The organism is Thalassotalea coralli (assembly GCF_055786205.1).
This window is the reverse complement of record NZ_JBVVBK010000003.1, coordinates 463,882-478,351: the sequence shown is the minus strand read 5'-3', so window position 1 is coordinate 478,351 and position 14,470 is coordinate 463,882. Positions and strand designations below refer to the sequence as shown.

Annotated in this window: 17 protein-coding genes; 10 read left to right on the top strand and 7 right to left on the bottom strand. The window is 40.9% G+C overall.

Annotated features, from left to right (window positions below; genetic code table 11):
- The first annotated feature begins 15 nt into the window (after positions 1-15).
- On the top strand, positions 16-870 hold the full coding sequence (locus ACOB80_RS10360; protein ID WP_473165744.1) for a DMT family transporter: 855 nt from the start codon (positions 16-18) through the stop codon (positions 868-870).
- Here ACOB80_RS10360 and ACOB80_RS10355 read toward each other — a convergent pair.
- Positions 867-2,369, bottom strand: a complete 1,503-nt coding sequence (locus tag ACOB80_RS10355) for a Ppx/GppA phosphatase family protein (protein WP_473165743.1) — start codon at positions 2,367-2,369, stop codon at positions 867-869. The genes ACOB80_RS10360 and ACOB80_RS10355 overlap by 4 nt on opposite strands.
- 18 nt (positions 2,370-2,387) lie before the next feature.
- Positions 2,388-3,647 (bottom strand): ATP-dependent RNA helicase RhlB, encoded by a 1,260-nt coding sequence (gene rhlB / locus ACOB80_RS10350; RefSeq protein WP_473165880.1) that lies wholly within the window; start codon positions 3,645-3,647, stop codon positions 2,388-2,390.
- Positions 3,648-3,808: 161 nt separating this feature from the next.
- Between rhlB and trxA the strand changes: the two genes are divergently transcribed.
- Entirely contained in the window at positions 3,809-4,135 is a 327-nt protein-coding gene (trxA, locus tag ACOB80_RS10345; RefSeq protein WP_473165742.1) for a thioredoxin TrxA, read from the top strand.
- A 192-nt stretch (positions 4,136-4,327) separates the two neighbouring features.
- Positions 4,328-5,587 carry a transcription termination factor Rho gene (gene rho / locus ACOB80_RS10340; protein WP_473165741.1) on the top strand — a complete coding sequence of 420 codons (1,260 nt, stop codon included), beginning with the start codon at positions 4,328-4,330 and terminating at the stop codon, positions 5,585-5,587.
- A gap of 45 nt (positions 5,588-5,632) precedes the next feature.
- On the opposite strand, the gene ACOB80_RS10335 is transcribed toward rho, so the two are convergent.
- A complete protein-coding gene (locus tag ACOB80_RS10335) occupies positions 5,633-6,124 on the bottom strand; it encodes a hypothetical protein (protein WP_473165740.1) in 492 nt (163 codons plus the stop codon).
- A 124-nt stretch (positions 6,125-6,248) separates the two neighbouring features.
- Here ACOB80_RS10335 and ubiD point away from each other — a divergent pair, with 124 nt between their 5' ends.
- Positions 6,249-7,724, top strand: a complete 1,476-nt coding sequence (gene ubiD / locus ACOB80_RS10330) for a 4-hydroxy-3-polyprenylbenzoate decarboxylase (RefSeq protein ID WP_473165739.1) — start codon at positions 6,249-6,251, stop codon at positions 7,722-7,724.
- A 37-nt stretch (positions 7,725-7,761) separates the two neighbouring features.
- Complete coding sequence (gene fre, locus ACOB80_RS10325; RefSeq protein ID WP_473165738.1) at positions 7,762-8,457, top strand: NAD(P)H-flavin reductase; 696 nt, start codon at positions 7,762-7,764, stop codon at positions 8,455-8,457.
- Positions 8,458-8,499: 42 nt separating this feature from the next.
- On the opposite strand, the gene ACOB80_RS10320 is transcribed toward fre, so the two are convergent.
- A complete protein-coding gene (locus ACOB80_RS10320) occupies positions 8,500-9,171 on the bottom strand; it encodes a DUF2982 domain-containing protein (RefSeq protein WP_473165737.1) in 672 nt (223 codons plus the stop codon).
- A gap of 121 nt (positions 9,172-9,292) precedes the next feature.
- On the opposite strand from ACOB80_RS10320, the gene ACOB80_RS10315 reads away from it, so the two are divergent.
- The 4 genes from ACOB80_RS10315 to ACOB80_RS10300 all read left to right on the top strand — a co-directional run bounded on the left by ACOB80_RS10315 (position 9,293) and on the right by ACOB80_RS10300 (position 11,680).
- Positions 9,293-9,484 carry an alternative ribosome-rescue factor A gene (locus ACOB80_RS10315; RefSeq protein ID WP_473165736.1) on the top strand — a complete coding sequence of 64 codons (192 nt, stop codon included), beginning with the start codon at positions 9,293-9,295 and terminating at the stop codon, positions 9,482-9,484.
- Between the two features lie 139 nt (positions 9,485-9,623).
- Complete coding sequence (locus ACOB80_RS10310) at positions 9,624-10,073, top strand: hypothetical protein (protein WP_473165735.1); 450 nt, start codon at positions 9,624-9,626, stop codon at positions 10,071-10,073.
- A gap of 39 nt (positions 10,074-10,112) precedes the next feature.
- The gene (locus tag ACOB80_RS10305) at positions 10,113-10,541 is read left to right on the top strand and encodes a DUF6559 family protein (RefSeq protein WP_473165734.1); all 429 of its coding nucleotides are present in this window, start codon (positions 10,113-10,115) and stop codon (positions 10,539-10,541) included.
- 71 nt (positions 10,542-10,612) lie between these two features.
- The gene (locus ACOB80_RS10300; protein ID WP_473165733.1) at positions 10,613-11,680 is read left to right on the top strand and encodes a DUF5694 domain-containing protein; all 1,068 of its coding nucleotides are present in this window, start codon (positions 10,613-10,615) and stop codon (positions 11,678-11,680) included.
- 99 nt (positions 11,681-11,779) lie between these two features.
- Here ACOB80_RS10300 and bfr (ACOB80_RS10295) read toward each other — a convergent pair whose 3' ends face one another.
- The 3 genes from bfr (ACOB80_RS10295) to ACOB80_RS10285 form a co-directional block, all read right to left on the bottom strand.
- Positions 11,780-12,247, bottom strand: coding sequence for a bacterioferritin (bfr, locus tag ACOB80_RS10295; protein WP_473165732.1), 468 nt, complete (start codon positions 12,245-12,247; stop codon positions 11,780-11,782).
- Between the two features lie 9 nt (positions 12,248-12,256).
- Positions 12,257-12,721 (bottom strand): bacterioferritin, encoded by a 465-nt coding sequence (gene bfr / locus ACOB80_RS10290; RefSeq protein ID WP_473165731.1) that lies wholly within the window; start codon positions 12,719-12,721, stop codon positions 12,257-12,259.
- Positions 12,722-12,916: 195 nt separating this feature from the next.
- Positions 12,917-13,111: a (2Fe-2S)-binding protein gene (locus ACOB80_RS10285; RefSeq protein ID WP_473165730.1), complete on the bottom strand. Its 195-nt coding sequence runs from the start codon at positions 13,109-13,111 to the stop codon at positions 12,917-12,919.
- A gap of 163 nt (positions 13,112-13,274) precedes the next feature.
- On the opposite strand from ACOB80_RS10285, the gene chrA reads away from it, so the two are divergent.
- Positions 13,275-14,417 carry a chromate efflux transporter gene (gene chrA / locus ACOB80_RS10280; RefSeq protein WP_473165729.1) on the top strand — a complete coding sequence of 381 codons (1,143 nt, stop codon included), beginning with the start codon at positions 13,275-13,277 and terminating at the stop codon, positions 14,415-14,417.
- Positions 14,418-14,470: the final 53 nt, after the last annotated feature.

The following is a 14,470-nucleotide window of genomic DNA, read 5'->3' as shown; positions in this document are numbered from 1 at the left end:
ACTCAAGCAGTCTTTATGGAAACTAGACACGGCTTTATCGCCTTGCATGGCGCAGTTTTACTGTTTGCCATTTCAGGCTTGTTTGGAAAATGGCTATCCTTACCTGCCGTATATATAACCTTTGGGCGAGCCGCGTTTGCAGCGCTCGCTATTTGGCTGTTATTACTCTTCACTCAGAAAGCCATTTCAATCACCAAAAAGCAATTTGTGGCATTGGCGGCAACTGGCGCCGTATTGGCTTTCCATTGGGCGAGTTTCTTTCATGCTATTCAAATATCCAGTGTTGCAATCGGCTTAATTACTTTTGCGACTTTCCCTGTCTTTGTCAGTTTTATCGAGCCCTATTTGTTTAAAGAAAGGTGGCGCTCTAGTTCACTGATACAAGCCATGTTAACCGTGCTAGGTGTTTACCTGGTGTTACCTCAGGATGGCTTGGGTTCAGCAAACATGCTGGGCGTATATTGGGGCTTAGCTTCTGCTCTAACGTTTGCTTTGCTCACTATTTTAAATCGTAAGTTTGTTAAAGATATCTCGGCTAAGAAAGTGGCGATGTACCAAAATGGTGTAGCCGCACTATGCTTATCGCCAATTTTTTGGGTGCTACCTATTTCTATAACAACGGAACAATGGGGTTTGCTATTTATTTTGGGGATAGTGTTTACCGCATTTGCCCACTCTATTTTTAATCATTCATTAAAGACGGTGAAAGCACATACTGCTAGTATCGCGGTAAGCTTGGAGCCTGTTTATGGCATTTTGGCGGCATTTTTGTTTTTAGGAGAACAGCTTACCGCACTTATGCTATTGGGTGGTTCAATCATTTTACTCACCAATGTTTGGGCGGCTTTGCAACAAAGAACAACGACTTAACGGTTAAGTGTTAACGTAAACCCAAGGGCAGAAATAAACGCGACTTCTTGTCGAAGTTCATCAGCAATTAACGGATGACAAGCTAGCCAAGTATCGGCAATGGACAAATTGATGTTGTTGTTATTGACGGAAAGAACCACATCAGGTCCTGATTCATCATTGCGTCGACGACATAAAATCACCGATAAGCGCAGAATGACTAGCAGTTTATTCGCATATTCTTGTGCTATTGCCGCTTGGTTGATACTTCCTTCACAAAGTTCGCCCTTATAATGCTCAATTAACCTTGCGATTAAACGCTTTTCGGCTTGATCAAACCCTGGCAGCTGTGCATGTTGAATAATATAGGCACCATGTTGTTGGTGGTTTTTAAAATCTAACAATAAACCGATTTCATGTAATAAGCAGGCAATGTTAAGCAGCTGATTGTTATCACTGTTGGTTAACTGCCAGTCGGTTTTCGCTTGGTTAAGAAGCGATAATGCTGTGCTACTTACATTAAGGGCATGTTCTTTATCGATGTGAAAGCGGTCAACTAAAGAATTCACTGTGAGCTGGCGAATGTCTTTAGATTGTTGCTCTGGCAGCATTTGATAAAGCAATCCTTCGCGTAAGGCGCCATTGGACAGTTGAATGTTTTCAATATCAAATAATTCTGCAATGGCAATGAGTATTGCTAACCCTGAAGGTAGAACTGGCTTACGTGAATCTTGCAGGCCGGGTAACTCAATACTGTCTAGTTGGGCGCAATCGATAAGCGATTGCCTGATTTGATATAAATAATCTTTCGATACTATGTTGGGCTTTTTAGCGTAAGTAAGCATCTCCGTTAAGGCTTGCATCGTGCCTGAGCCACTTAAGACTTGCTGCCAACCATGTTCTTTATATTGCTCAACCAATGGGAGTAGTTGGGATTTCGCTTCTTTCGTAGCAGAGTCAAAGTTACTTTTAGACAGCTTGCTATCAGAGAAAAAACGGTTCAAATAAGTGACACAGCCAATATCTAAGCTATTGACTACAGAGGGCTCTGTACCTTTGCCGACAACTAACTCGGTACTAGCGCCACCGATATCAATGACTAAGCGATCACTGTTGCCTACACTCGTAAAAGCAACGCCGCGATAGATGTACTCGGCTTCTTCTAGCCCCGTTAATAAAGAGACTGGCGCCTGTAATATTTCATTGGCTTTTTCCAGAAATGCTTGACCATTAGTGGCAATACGAAGTGTTGCTGTTGCAACCATTTTTACGTTTTCGCTAGGAATATCTTGTAAGCGTTCCGCAAAAAAGCGCAAGCATTCATAGCCTCGCGCCATCGCTTCTTCATTCAGTTGATTGTTGCTATCTAGCCCAGACGCTAACCTCACCTTCCGTTTCACTTTATCGACGATTTGCACGCTGTTGGCTAATTGTCGTGTGATCAACATGTGAAAGCTATTGGAGCCTAAGTCAATGACTGCATATAAAGGCTCGCTTGAGGTAATGTTCGGGCTATTCATAAATACAACTTTTAGCTATTAAGCCTTTCTTCGATTTCCGCCAGTTTTACCGCGATTTTGACCACCGTTATGAGGACGATGACGTCTTTGTCTTGGTTTAGGTGCAGGGAAATCGGTTATCAAAGCGTCCGGATCGTATTTACTCACTGGCAACGCGTGATCGATATACGTTTCGATGGCCGGAAGATTGAATACGTAATCTTCACAGGCAAAGCTAATCGCATGACCTGTAGCACCAGCACGACCTGTTCGACCTATACGGTGAACATAGTCTTCACAGTCATCAGGTAAATCATAGTTAAATACATGTGTTACTTGAGGAATGTGTAAGCCACGTGCTGCAACGTCAGTCGCTACTAAAACGTCTAACTGGCCTTTGGTAAACTGCTCTAAAATTTTTAGGCGTTTCTTCTGCATTACATCGCCAGTAAGTAAACCAACGCGCACTTTGTCTGCATGCAAATGTGCGTAAATATTTTCACAGCTGTGTTTAGTATTCGCGAAAATAATGGCTTTATCTGGCCACTCTTCTTCGATAAGCGTTTGTAACAGTACCATCTTATCGTCGTTTGAAGGGTAAAATAGCTCTTCAGTTATACGGACGTTAGTACGCTGCTCTGGCGCAATTTCAACACTTACCGGATCATTCATGTGTTCAAAAGCGAGTTCTTTAACACGGAAAGACAGTGTCGCCGAGAATAACATGCTAATTCTTTCTGTTGCCGGTGGCATGCGTCTGAATAAATAACGAATGTCTTTAATAAAACCTAAATCGAACATACGATCGGCTTCATCTAGCACGACAACTTGAATATTATTCAATTGGTAAATGCCTTGCTTATAATAATCTATTAAACGGCCACACGTGCCGATTAAAATATCAACACCTTTTGATAGCTCGTCACGTTGACTTTCGTAACCTTCGCCCCCATATACAATACCAAGGCGTAACCCAGTTGATTTCGCCATCTCTATCGCATCGCGATGGATTTGGATGGCAAGTTCGCGGGTTGGTGCCATGATCAATGCACGAGGCTGATTATGGTCAGCAGGGCCTTGATTAATAAGGTGATGGAAAGTGGCCGCTAAAAAAGCGATGGTCTTGCCTTCACCTGTTTGGGCTTGACCAGCAATATCTTTTCCGTCGATAACAACAGGTAAAGACTTTGCTTGAATATTGGTGCATTGCTCAAAGCCCATGGCGTTTAGGCCTTCAAGGACTTTATCGGCTAGGTTCAGCTCGCTGAACTTTGTTTGGGATAAGTGTGTTTTGTTCATAGCCGACAAGCTTAACACCTTAGTGGTTTAATAAACACCACTAAGGTGAATTAATCTCCCGACAAAACGGGAGCGTTTTAACTTTTAATGATGGTAATTCCAAGTGATATGAGTATAATCTCGATCATCTTGGCGTTTGGCCAATCTTAACGGAGAAAAAAATGAGCGAAAAAATTGTTCAGTTAACAGATGACAGCTTTGACGCAGATGTAATCAATGCGTCTGGTTTAGTTTTAGTCGATTTTTGGGCTGAATGGTGTGGTCCATGTAAAATGATTGCTCCTTTGCTTAACGATGTTGCAGAAGAGTATGCTGGCCAGCTTACTGTTGGTAAACTAAACATTGACCAAAACGATGCTACACCTCCAAAGTATGGTATTCGTGGTATTCCAACGTTACTTCTTTTTAAAGATGGTAATGTTGTTGATACTAAAGTTGGCGCACTTTCTAAAACGCAATTAAAAGAATTTATCGACGCTAACGTGTAGTTTTATTGTGAAAAGGCTTGTTAAATACAAGCCTTTTTCATATTCGCACATCTGGTACTTTACGCATTCGATATTTAATGCTAACTTTATAAACCAACAGTACAGAACTTTTCATCTGACCTATTCATTTCACTAAACACAATATGCCAGCAGGCAGAACTATAAACGTTTAAAAGTTTAAGAACCTCTATTATGAATCTTACCGAACTAAAACAAAAATCGATCAATGAACTTCTCGCATTGGCTGAGTCAATGCAATTAGAGCACTTAGCTCGTAACCGTAAACAAGATATTATATTTGCCATATTAAAAGCGCATGCTAAAAGTGGTGAAGATATTTTCGGTGGCGGCGTTTTAGAAATATTACAAGACGGATTTGGTTTCTTACGTTCTGCAGACTCTTCGTATTTAGCTGGCCCAGATGACATTTATGTATCGCCAAGTCAAATTCGCCGCTTTAGTATGCGTACCGGTGATACTATTCAAGGTAAAATTCGTCCACCTAAAGATGGTGAACGCTACTTTGCTTTATTAAAAGTTAACGAAGTTAACTCTGATCGCCCAGAAAACTCTCGCAGCAAAATTCTTTTTGAAAACTTAACACCTATCCACGCTAACCACAGACTAGGTATGGAGCGTGGTAACGGCTCTACTGAAGATATTACTGCACGTGTTTTAGACTTAGCTGCCCCAATTGGTAAAGGCCAACGTGGCTTGATTGTTGCTCCGCCGAAAGCGGGTAAAACGCTACTTCTTCAAAATATTGCGCAAAGCATTACCCGTAATCACCCTGAATGTGAGGTGATGGTATTGCTTATTGATGAGCGCCCGGAAGAAGTAACCGAGATGCAGCGCCTTGTTAAAGGTGAAGTTGTTGCGTCAACGTTTGATGAGCCAGCAAGTCGCCACGTTCAAGTAGCTGAAATGGTGATTGAGAAAGCAAAGCGTTTAGTAGAACATAAGAAAGATGTGGTTATCTTACTTGATTCAATTACGCGTTTAGCACGTGCATACAACACAGTTATTCCTTCGTCAGGTAAAATCCTAACTGGTGGTGTCGATGCGAATGCTCTTCATCGTCCTAAGCGTTTCTTTGGTGCGGCTCGTAACATCGAAGAAGGTGGTAGCTTAACTATTATCGCGACAGCGCTTATTGAAACTGGCTCGAAAATGGATGAAGTTATCTACGAAGAATTTAAAGGTACAGGTAATATGGAATTACACCTTTCTCGCAAAATTGCAGAAAAACGTGTATTCCCAGCTATTCACTTTAACCGCAGTGGTACACGTCGTGAAGAGCTTCTTACTAAGCCAGACGAATTACAAAAAATGTGGATCTTACGTAAAATCGTTCATGAGATGGGCGAGATTGACGCAATGGAATTCCTTATCGATAAGTTGGCGATGACCAAAACAAACGATGAATTCTTTGATTCAATGAAGCGCAAGTAAGCTTTTAGCATTCAAAAAAAACGCCAGCTAGATGCTGGCGTTTTTTTATTGTGGTTTGGCTTTCTGATAATAACCGTTAAATGCTGTTTGCCAGGTTTTGCCATTGTCTCGGCTAGTTTGCCAATGTTGATTGACTCGACCGTCTGCTAGGGCCTGCCAAGTTATTTTATTTAATTGAGTGCCTTGCGCCGATTGAGTTTTACCCGCCATAACCATTTTTCCGTCGGTAAACTTGCCAGATAGCTTTAACACCAGGCCGCTATTATCCATCCATGTTTGGTGCCACATACCACTTGCACGGTCATACATATTCAAGCTTTTGCCCTGATAACCATCGGGTGTCGTATATTCTTCTAATAAAGTGCAACCGTTATTGATCAAAGAGATACGGTTTGTGCGTATGACATTGTCGCTTTCTATTGAAACGTTCCAGTGGCCTAACCAGAAATCGAATTGGCGGTATTCAGGTGCAGCACATTGATTACGAGCGACACTAGAAAAGGAAGCAATAAGCAGTAAACACAACAAAATACGCATAAAAGTTTGTCCATTTAAGTTGGCAAGGCTTAATTAACCTTAATACAAATAGTTGTCTTTTTAAACGACAAAACATCCACAATAGTGTACTATGCGCGCCTTAAATAGAGAGATTAGTCCCAGTATGAAATATCAGGATTTACGAGACTTTATAGAGCAACTCGAGAAAATTGGTCAGCTTAAACGCATTAAACAACCGATTTCTACCGACTTAGTGATGACAGAAATTAGCGACCGCACCTTGCGTGCTGGTGGACCTGCGTTGCTATTTGAAAATCCTGAAGGGTACGATATCCCTGTACTTACTAATTTATTTGGTACGCCAGATCGCGTGGCTTTAGCAATGGGGCAGCCTGATGTATCGGCTCTTCGCGATGTCGGTAAATTACTTGCGTTATTGAAAGAGCCTGAGCCGCCAAAAGGCTTTAAAGATGCACTAGATAAATTGCCTATTTATAAGCAAGTGCTAAACATGCCTGCAAAAGTTGTTAAGAAAGCGCCTTGTCAGGATGTGGTTTTTACCGGTGACGATGTTGATTTAACTAAACTCCCTATTCAAAAATGTTGGCCGGGAGACGTTGCTCCACTAATTACTTGGGGTTTGACTGTTACCCGGGGGCCACATAAAGAAAGACAAAACTTAGGCATTTATCGCCAACAACTACTGGGTAAAAACAAAGTCATTATGCGCTGGCTATCTCATCGTGGTGGTGCGTTAGACTTTCAGGAGTGGAAACAACAACACCCTGGTAAGCCTTATCCAGTGTCAGTGGCATTAGGCGCAGATCCTGCGACTATTTTGGGGGCGGTAACTCCAGTACCTGATAGCTTATCGGAATATGCTTTTGCAGGTTTACTTCGAGGTAGCAAAACAGAAGTCGTGCAATGTCTAAGTAACGATTTACAAGTGCCTTCATCTGCAGAGATTGTTTTAGAAGGTTATATTGATCCCGAGGAAATGGCGCCCGAAGGCCCATATGGAGATCACACCGGTTACTACAATGAAGTTGACGACTTCCCTGTGTTTACCGTGACACACGTCACTATGCGTAAAGACCCGATTTATCATAGTACTTATACCGGTAGGCCGCCTGATGAGCCAGCAATTTTAGGTGTTGCCTTGAATGAGGTGTTTGTTCCTATTATTCAAAAGCAGTTTCCTGAAATCGTCGACTTTTACTTGCCACCAGAAGGTTGTTCATACCGACTGGCTGTTGTCACGATGAAGAAACAATACCCAGGACACGCTAAACGCGTGATGATGGGGGTTTGGTCTTTCTTGCGACAATTTATGTACACCAAATTTGTTATTGTCTGTGATGACGATGTCAATGCTCGCGATTGGCATGATGTTATCTGGGCTATGACGACGCGTATGGATCCTGCTCGCGATACCGTGATGATAGAAAATACGCCAATTGATTATTTAGACTTTGCTTCTCCAGTATCGGGTTTAGGCTCGAAAATGGGTATGGACGCCACCAATAAATGGCCGGGAGAAACCGACCGCGAATGGGGCGAACCAATTGTGATGGATGAAGCCGTTAAAAATGCCGTAGATGAAATATGGCAAGAACTTGGAATTGATGAACAAGAATAGTGTTAGCGCACTTGTTCACTGTATTAAAGGTTATTCAATGAAAACTATTCAATGTCAGGTTCAGTCAGTTACTAATTTGACTGAACACGTATACAAAGTGATGTTAAAGCCTGCTGAAAAAGTAGCGTTTATTGCTGGTCAATACCTAAACTTTGTCATGGATGAAGAAGACAAACGTCCTTTCTCTATTGCTAGCTCGCCAAATGATGAGCTAATAGAGTTACAAATTGGTGCTTTTGGCGCTGACAGCTACCCAATGCAAGTGGTTGATCGTGTACGTGAGCAAAGTACAGTAGAAATCGAAATTCCATTAGGTAAAGCTGAGCTGCGTGAAAGCAGTGAACGTCCACTATTACTTGTTGCTGGTGGTACAGGCTTTTCTTACATTAAATCTATGTTTACTTACTTAGCACAAGAAAACTCTACGCGTGAGATTCACGTTTACTGGGGCTTGCGTGATCCAAGTGCTTGTTATGAATTAAATGAAACGCGTCAAATCATTGAAAGTATGGATAACGGTCACTTTTATCCTGTGGTTGAAACGCCACATGATGACTGGAATGAACGTATTGGTATGGTGCATAAAGTTGTGATGAAAGATATCAATAACCTAGGTGATTTTGATATTTATGTTGCTGGTCGCTTTGATATGGTTGGTGTAGTCAGAACCGACTTTGTTGAACAAGGCGCGAACTTAGAGCATATGTACGCTGATGCTTTTGCTTTTATCTAATCGCTATTAGGAACTAGCTCATTTTAGTAGTAGGCAAGTTATCTAATTATTGTTGATACTTGCCTGCTTACATTCTTTCAACAGCGCAATAAACTCTTCTGTCGACCTATCCAAGCTATTTTCGCCAATAAATAGATGCGAGCCAAGCGCTGATTTTAATACTTCAGCTTGATGCAAAAACCCCGCTAATGGTCCTTTAACTACTTTGCCTGAAGGACAAACGAAGGGCTCAAAGTTCATCACTGCTTGCTCCATAGTAATAAGCTGTCTTGAAAGGCAATAACGCACTAAGGGTTGTTGTTCATGAATAAGATTGTTAGCTAGGCGCAATGAGATAACATCAACTAAATCTTCCAGGTTTTCAAGCGCTAGGCCTATATAAGCTAACTCATCTTTTTCTACACCATAGGTGTTATTGACACTGTTAATGTTTCGGATTTTCTGCCATGGCAATTGCCACCTACCTTTGCGGTGGATAAAGGTTAGATGCTCAGGGGTAATGACGACGCTTTTCTGTGGCTCAAAATATTTCAGTAACCCCAATAACATGCCACATAGAATGAATAAAATAAGAAACATCAGCGCAAACTTTGCATCTTGCCAATAGGCACTGGCAAAAGGGGTCACCAAGCACAATGAGATAAAGGATGCTAACACTATGGATAAGCCATTGTGTCGGGCGCGCGGTTTGATGGTAATTTCTCGTTTTGTCATGAAATGGTCTTTACTGCTAATCCAACTTTTATTGTATACTAGCCGTAGCTCAAATTTCGATCACTTCAACAGTGTTTAATCGGAGAAATGAGCTTTATTAGTTTAATTTTATTAAGAGATGATGATGAAAACGAAAAAACAAAACAATTCGCCAACTGAACTTGGTAGAGGCGAAATTAAAGACAATTTTCTCGCGGCACTTGTTACGTCAAAGGCCTATAGAACTCAAGTTGTTAAAGCGAAGAAAGGCAAAGGCTCATTTAATCGTAAGGCAAAACATAAAGGCCAAGAGCCTTATTTAATGGCAGCTTAAACACGCATTTCAGCTGCCATTAAATAAGACTCTTCTCCTTTGCGCATAATTCGGCGAAAAAGTGTGTAATAAATCACCACTACCAACGACTAAGCTATTAAATCTTTGCGCTTTTTGATTGAATTAGTTTGGAGGTAAGATGAAATTTAGCACTTTTATTGAAACGCCAAAGAGTTCGGTTGAAGACTTTACTTTTGCTAAGCATATCTTGTGCAGTAATGGTTTTACGCTCACGCACGCCGACGACAAGGTCATGACTTTAAAAGGGGAAGGAACCACTAGCACCAATCAAGATCCACTTAAAGGTGCAACCCAAATAACCCTCGAGAAAGATACCGATCAAGTTAGGTTAAACGCAACTCTTGGCGGCGTTACTTTCCTTACTTACTTTGTTTTCTTTATGCTGTTCATTTTTCCTGTTGGGTTGTTGTATATCCTATCAGGTGATTTAACCGCTTTTACTGTTAGTCATGGCTTAATGGCTTTGTTGCTATTCGTATCAATAAGCTATTGGCTACGCTACAGGACAACTAGAGCATTAAAAAACTTGTTAATCAGCATGCGTGCAGATGCTGAATCAAAATGTTAACGAGTAATACCTACCTATCGTAATAAAAGGAGTTAGAAAATGTTTAAGTCATTTTTTCGCAAACGCAATATTCGAAAGTGTGCTCGAAAACTGCCAAGAGAATTAAAAGCTCAATATGGTCAAAAGGCTTTTTATTCTAAAGAGCAAGTGGATGAGATTTTAAGGCGTAAAAATTTAGTAACGTCTGCGGCTGGTTCTTCAATTGTGCTAAATAGCTATGCCTATGCCATGTACTGCTCTCCAGAAGAATTCGAACAAATACATCAAACGGCTGGAGCTGAGTGCGATTATCAAGCAACGCGCACGGAAATTTCTGATACCGTATTTAATGGATCTTCTGACTTTAACTTTTCATCGTTATTAGCCGTTTCAACTCCTGCTAGTACAAGCTTTTCAGATAGTAGTTCCAGTGGTGGCGGCTTTGGAGGTGGTTTTGGTGATGGTGGTGGCGCAGACGGGGGCTGCTAATCATTTTAGGCCTAAAAGGCCTTCTAACGCTTAAACGTGAACAATTTAAATTAATTCATAAAAGGAATGATATGAAGTATTTGGCAGTTTTATTTTTCGTTACGTGCTGCGCTTTTGCAGCACACGCAAAGCAATCGTTGATCCAAGAAGTAAAACCCTATTCTAAAAAACCGACGAAAGTCATGGTATTGGCTTCCGCTCATTTAAGGGCGATAAAAGAGCCTATCACTTTTGCAGATATGGGGTCAGTAGTCGGTAAGCTCGACAAATTTTCGCCGGATGCGATTGCAATCGAAGCACTGCGCCCGAGCGATATTCTCGCGATGCAAATGAATAGCCAAGCTTATGAATCGGTTGTTAATCAATTTGTTGGGCATGAATTCATTGAACTATCTGAACAAATTCAACAACAACTGTCACTTACCGCCATAGAAGCACGTATTGAATTAACTAAACACTTAGATAAACAGCTTTTTGACCAAGCGTGGCACGAACAAGCGATCAAACTCGCTATTGCGTCCTATGAAAAGCATACCGCGTTACTTCACTATGCTTACTTACAATCAAATAAATCCGCCTTGGCAAAGCCGATAGAAGCTTATCTAGCTAAGCTATTTAGTCGCAACAATGAGATTAAGTTGATTGCGATTAATGTGGCGATGAAACATAAGCACTTGCGTTTACATCCAATGGATGACCATCTAGATAAAGATCAGTATTTAGCCTTAATGCCTAAGCTAATGCCGAGTATGAAAAAGTCAGAGGCCGCCAAGAAAATAGGTGCAAGCGAATATGTTACTAAGATCAAAACACTGATGAAACAGGGGGCAGAAACAAAGGACTGGGATACGTTATATCGTTGGTTAAATGGTGGCGAATATCAGCGCCAAGTACTTAATGATGAGTGGCGTTTGTTTTTAGATAAAGATTTAGCCGTTGAGCCCGCTTTAGCTCGAGTTGCCTTATGGGAGGTTCGCAATTTAAATATGGTCTCGAATATTATGCGCCTAGTTGCCGACAATGTTGGTGGAGAGGTATTAGTTATTGTTGGTGCGAATCATAAAGTATTTTTTGAGTCGTATTTGCGCAATATGATTGGTGTAGAACTGGTTCAATACAATGAACTGAGTAGCATATAAATAACAATAACGTAGGAATCGTCGCAGGGTAAGAAAGCAGGTAATTACTTTTCAATAGTCATGTTGAGTTGAATGTAATTACCTGCAGGTTATTTACGGTTATAGCTGCGACTGCAAATAGTTTTCTAAACCGATTTTATCTATTAAGCCAATTTGCTGTTCTAACCAAAAGGCGTGGTCAACTTCAGTATCGTTGATCAGAGTTTGCAGGATATCTCTACTGACAAAGTCCTGCTTGGTTTCACACAGTGCCATCACTTCTTTAAGCTTGGCATCAACTGCATATTCAACACGCAGATCGCTTTTAAGCATTTCTGGCACGGTAGCGCCGATTTGCAGGCCGTCACGCGTAGTCATGTCAGGTACACCTTCTAAAAACAAAATACGTTCAATCAGTGCAGATGCGTGTCCTTTTTCGTCGTCAAATTCGTGATCAATGCGCTCAAATAGTTTATTGAAGCCCCAATCTTGGTACATACGAGAATGAATAAAATATTGATCCATTGCAGCAAGTTCAAATGCTAACAATTGGTTTAGTCCGGTAATAACCTCTTTATCGCCTTGCATAATTTGCTCCTAAAGCTGCGCTTGTAGGTACTTTTCAATACCCATTTGTTGAATTTGATACTCTTGTGCTTCTAACCAATCTACGTGCTCTTCTTCACCATTTAAAATCCCTGTAAGAATGTCACGACTAACAAAGTCTTTTGCTTGTTCACAAAAGACGATAGCTGCCTTTATGGTTGGGATTTGGTTTAGTTCAAACTTCATGTCGCAACCAAGCATCTCTTCGGTATTTTCGCCAATTGAAAGTGAACCCAATTGCTGAAGGTTTGGTAGGCCTTCAAGAAATAGAATACGCTCAATAAGTTTATCAGCTTGCTTCATGTCTAAAATAGACTTCTTATAGCAGGCGTCATTTAAGGCACTAAAGCCCCAATTCTTATAAATACGTGCATGAAGAAAGTATTGATTAATGGAAGTTAGCTCAGTAGTTAAGACCTTATTGAGCTGTTGAACAATATCCGCAGAAGTTTTCATGTAGTTATGCCCTGTTATCAATGTTTGATTGAGTATAGGATAACTTAAGTATTTTGCAAAAATATTAACAAAAACAATGCGTTAGTAATGATAATGGTTATTGATACCATTATTAATTGGCCAATAAATACCTGATTAAAAGAATGAATTCTTTTAACTATTATTGTGTGTGAAATTTAAGGTAGGTGAGAAAGCTTAACTAACTTCTTGGAATAGGCTTTCATCGACGATAGTGTCGTTAATAATTTGGGCAGCAACTTTAGAACAAGATCCGCATTGAGAGGCAAGATCTAGGTGTCTTTTAAGCTCGCGCACAGAGCCAACACCTGCTTCAGTAACTAATTGTTTAATTTGTGTATCTGTTATGCCTTTGCATATACAAACGTACATAGAAACCTCTCAATAATATGAACGCAAGTGATAATAGTTCTTATTAATGCTATTAACAAGCTAAAATTTGTCACAAAAACTTAATCGTTTGAAATTACTTTAAATTTATTTTTAATCACTTTAGAGTAGCCATCATTATTGAGCTAAAGAGCTTTTACGTCTTATGTGGCAAGTGTTTACTTCATTCTTTTTACTAGGCTGGACATCATTTGGTGGTCCAGCAGCTCATCTAGGGTATTTTCGTCGAGTATTTGTTGAAGAAAAGCAATGGCTTTCTGATAAAGAGTATGGAAATTTGGTGGCGCTAAGCCAATTTCTACCTGGGCCCGGCTCCAGCCAAGTGTGCTTTGCGATAGGTTTACAACGGGCTGGCTTGCTTGGTGCTATTGTCGCTTTTGTCGCCTTTACCTTGCCGTCTTTTATCTTGATGAGCGTGTTTGCTTACTTCCAAGGGCAAATGGCTGATCAAGGTTGGCTTTATCACGTGATATCTGGACTAAAAATAGTTGCCGTGGTTGTAGTGTTTGATGCGGTTTTGGGTATGTATAAAGCGTTTTGCCAAGAAAAGCATCATCAACTGATTGCTGCGGCTACTGCTGTGGCCTTATTGGTGATAACAACGGTATGGGCGCAAATAGGTGTGCTGTTTGCAGCTGCTGCTATCGGTGTGTTGTTGGCAAAACCTGAACAACAAGAGAAGAAGCCTTCGGGATTTAGCCTGTCGTTGCCTTTACTGGCTTTTGTCGTCTTGTTTGGTTTGAGCTTTATCGCCTTTTCAAGCTCAGAGGCAAGAATGTTTTTTAATTACTTTCAAGCGGGTAGTTTAGTGTTTGGTGGTGGCCATGTTGTATTGCCATTATTACAATCAATGACAGCTGCTACTGTGGATGTTAATACATTTTTATCGGGTTATGCTGCAGCTCAAGCCATTCCGGGTCCTATGTTTACCTTCGCCACTTTCCTGGGGTTTGTTGAACATTCACAGTCTCCGTGGCTTGGTGCTTCCATTGCTACTCTGGCGATTTTCCTTCCAGGGTTTTTATTGATGGCGGCATTTTTACCGTCGTGGCAAAAATTAAGTGAACTACCCAAAGTTGCATCGGGTGTAGCAGCGATAAATGCTGCTGTCGTCGGGTTGTTGTTTTCGGCGTTATATCAGCCTATTTTCACCTCAGCGGTAACTAGTGCTGTAGATATGGCATGGGTGCTTGTGGGAATTGCTCTGTTAAGAGTTCTGCAATGGCCTATTTTAGCGGTTATTGCATGTGCTGTTGCTAGTGCTTTAATGAAGTTCTATTTACTGTAATTAACAGACAACGGGCGTTTAAATGAGAGCGCTCGTTGTCCTTATAATTCTGA

Coding starts and splice junctions, on each gene's coding strand:
- ACOB80_RS10300 (WP_473165733.1), top strand. CDS start 10,613: ATGAAGTATTTGGCAGTTTTATTTTTCGTTACGTGCTGCGCTTTTGCA.
- chrA (WP_473165729.1), top strand. CDS start 13,275: ATGTGGCAAGTGTTTACTTCATTCTTTTTACTAGGCTGGACATCATTT.
- ACOB80_RS10310 (WP_473165735.1), top strand. CDS start 9,624: ATGAAATTTAGCACTTTTATTGAAACGCCAAAGAGTTCGGTTGAAGAC.
- ubiD (WP_473165739.1), top strand. CDS start 6,249: ATGAAATATCAGGATTTACGAGACTTTATAGAGCAACTCGAGAAAATT.
- ACOB80_RS10320 (WP_473165737.1), bottom strand. CDS start 9,171: ATGACAAAACGAGAAATTACCATCAAACCGCGCGCCCGACACAATGGC.
- bfr (WP_473165731.1), bottom strand. CDS start 12,721: ATGAAAACTTCTGCGGATATTGTTCAACAGCTCAATAAGGTCTTAACT.
- bfr (WP_473165732.1), bottom strand. CDS start 12,247: ATGCAAGGCGATAAAGAGGTTATTACCGGACTAAACCAATTGTTAGCA.
- ACOB80_RS10285 (WP_473165730.1), bottom strand. CDS start 13,111: ATGTACGTTTGTATATGCAAAGGCATAACAGATACACAAATTAAACAA.
- fre (WP_473165738.1), top strand. CDS start 7,762: ATGAAAACTATTCAATGTCAGGTTCAGTCAGTTACTAATTTGACTGAA.
- ACOB80_RS10355 (WP_473165743.1), bottom strand. CDS start 2,369: ATGAATAGCCCGAACATTACCTCAAGCGAGCCTTTATATGCAGTCATT.
- ACOB80_RS10315 (WP_473165736.1), top strand. CDS start 9,293: ATGATGAAAACGAAAAAACAAAACAATTCGCCAACTGAACTTGGTAGA.
- ACOB80_RS10335 (WP_473165740.1), bottom strand. CDS start 6,124: ATGCGTATTTTGTTGTGTTTACTGCTTATTGCTTCCTTTTCTAGTGTC.
- rhlB (WP_473165880.1), bottom strand. CDS start 3,647: ATGAACAAAACACACTTATCCCAAACAAAGTTCAGCGAGCTGAACCTA.
- rho (WP_473165741.1), top strand. CDS start 4,328: ATGAATCTTACCGAACTAAAACAAAAATCGATCAATGAACTTCTCGCA.
- trxA (WP_473165742.1), top strand. CDS start 3,809: ATGAGCGAAAAAATTGTTCAGTTAACAGATGACAGCTTTGACGCAGAT.
- ACOB80_RS10305 (WP_473165734.1), top strand. CDS start 10,113: ATGTTTAAGTCATTTTTTCGCAAACGCAATATTCGAAAGTGTGCTCGA.
- ACOB80_RS10360 (WP_473165744.1), top strand. CDS start 16: ATGGAAACTAGACACGGCTTTATCGCCTTGCATGGCGCAGTTTTACTG.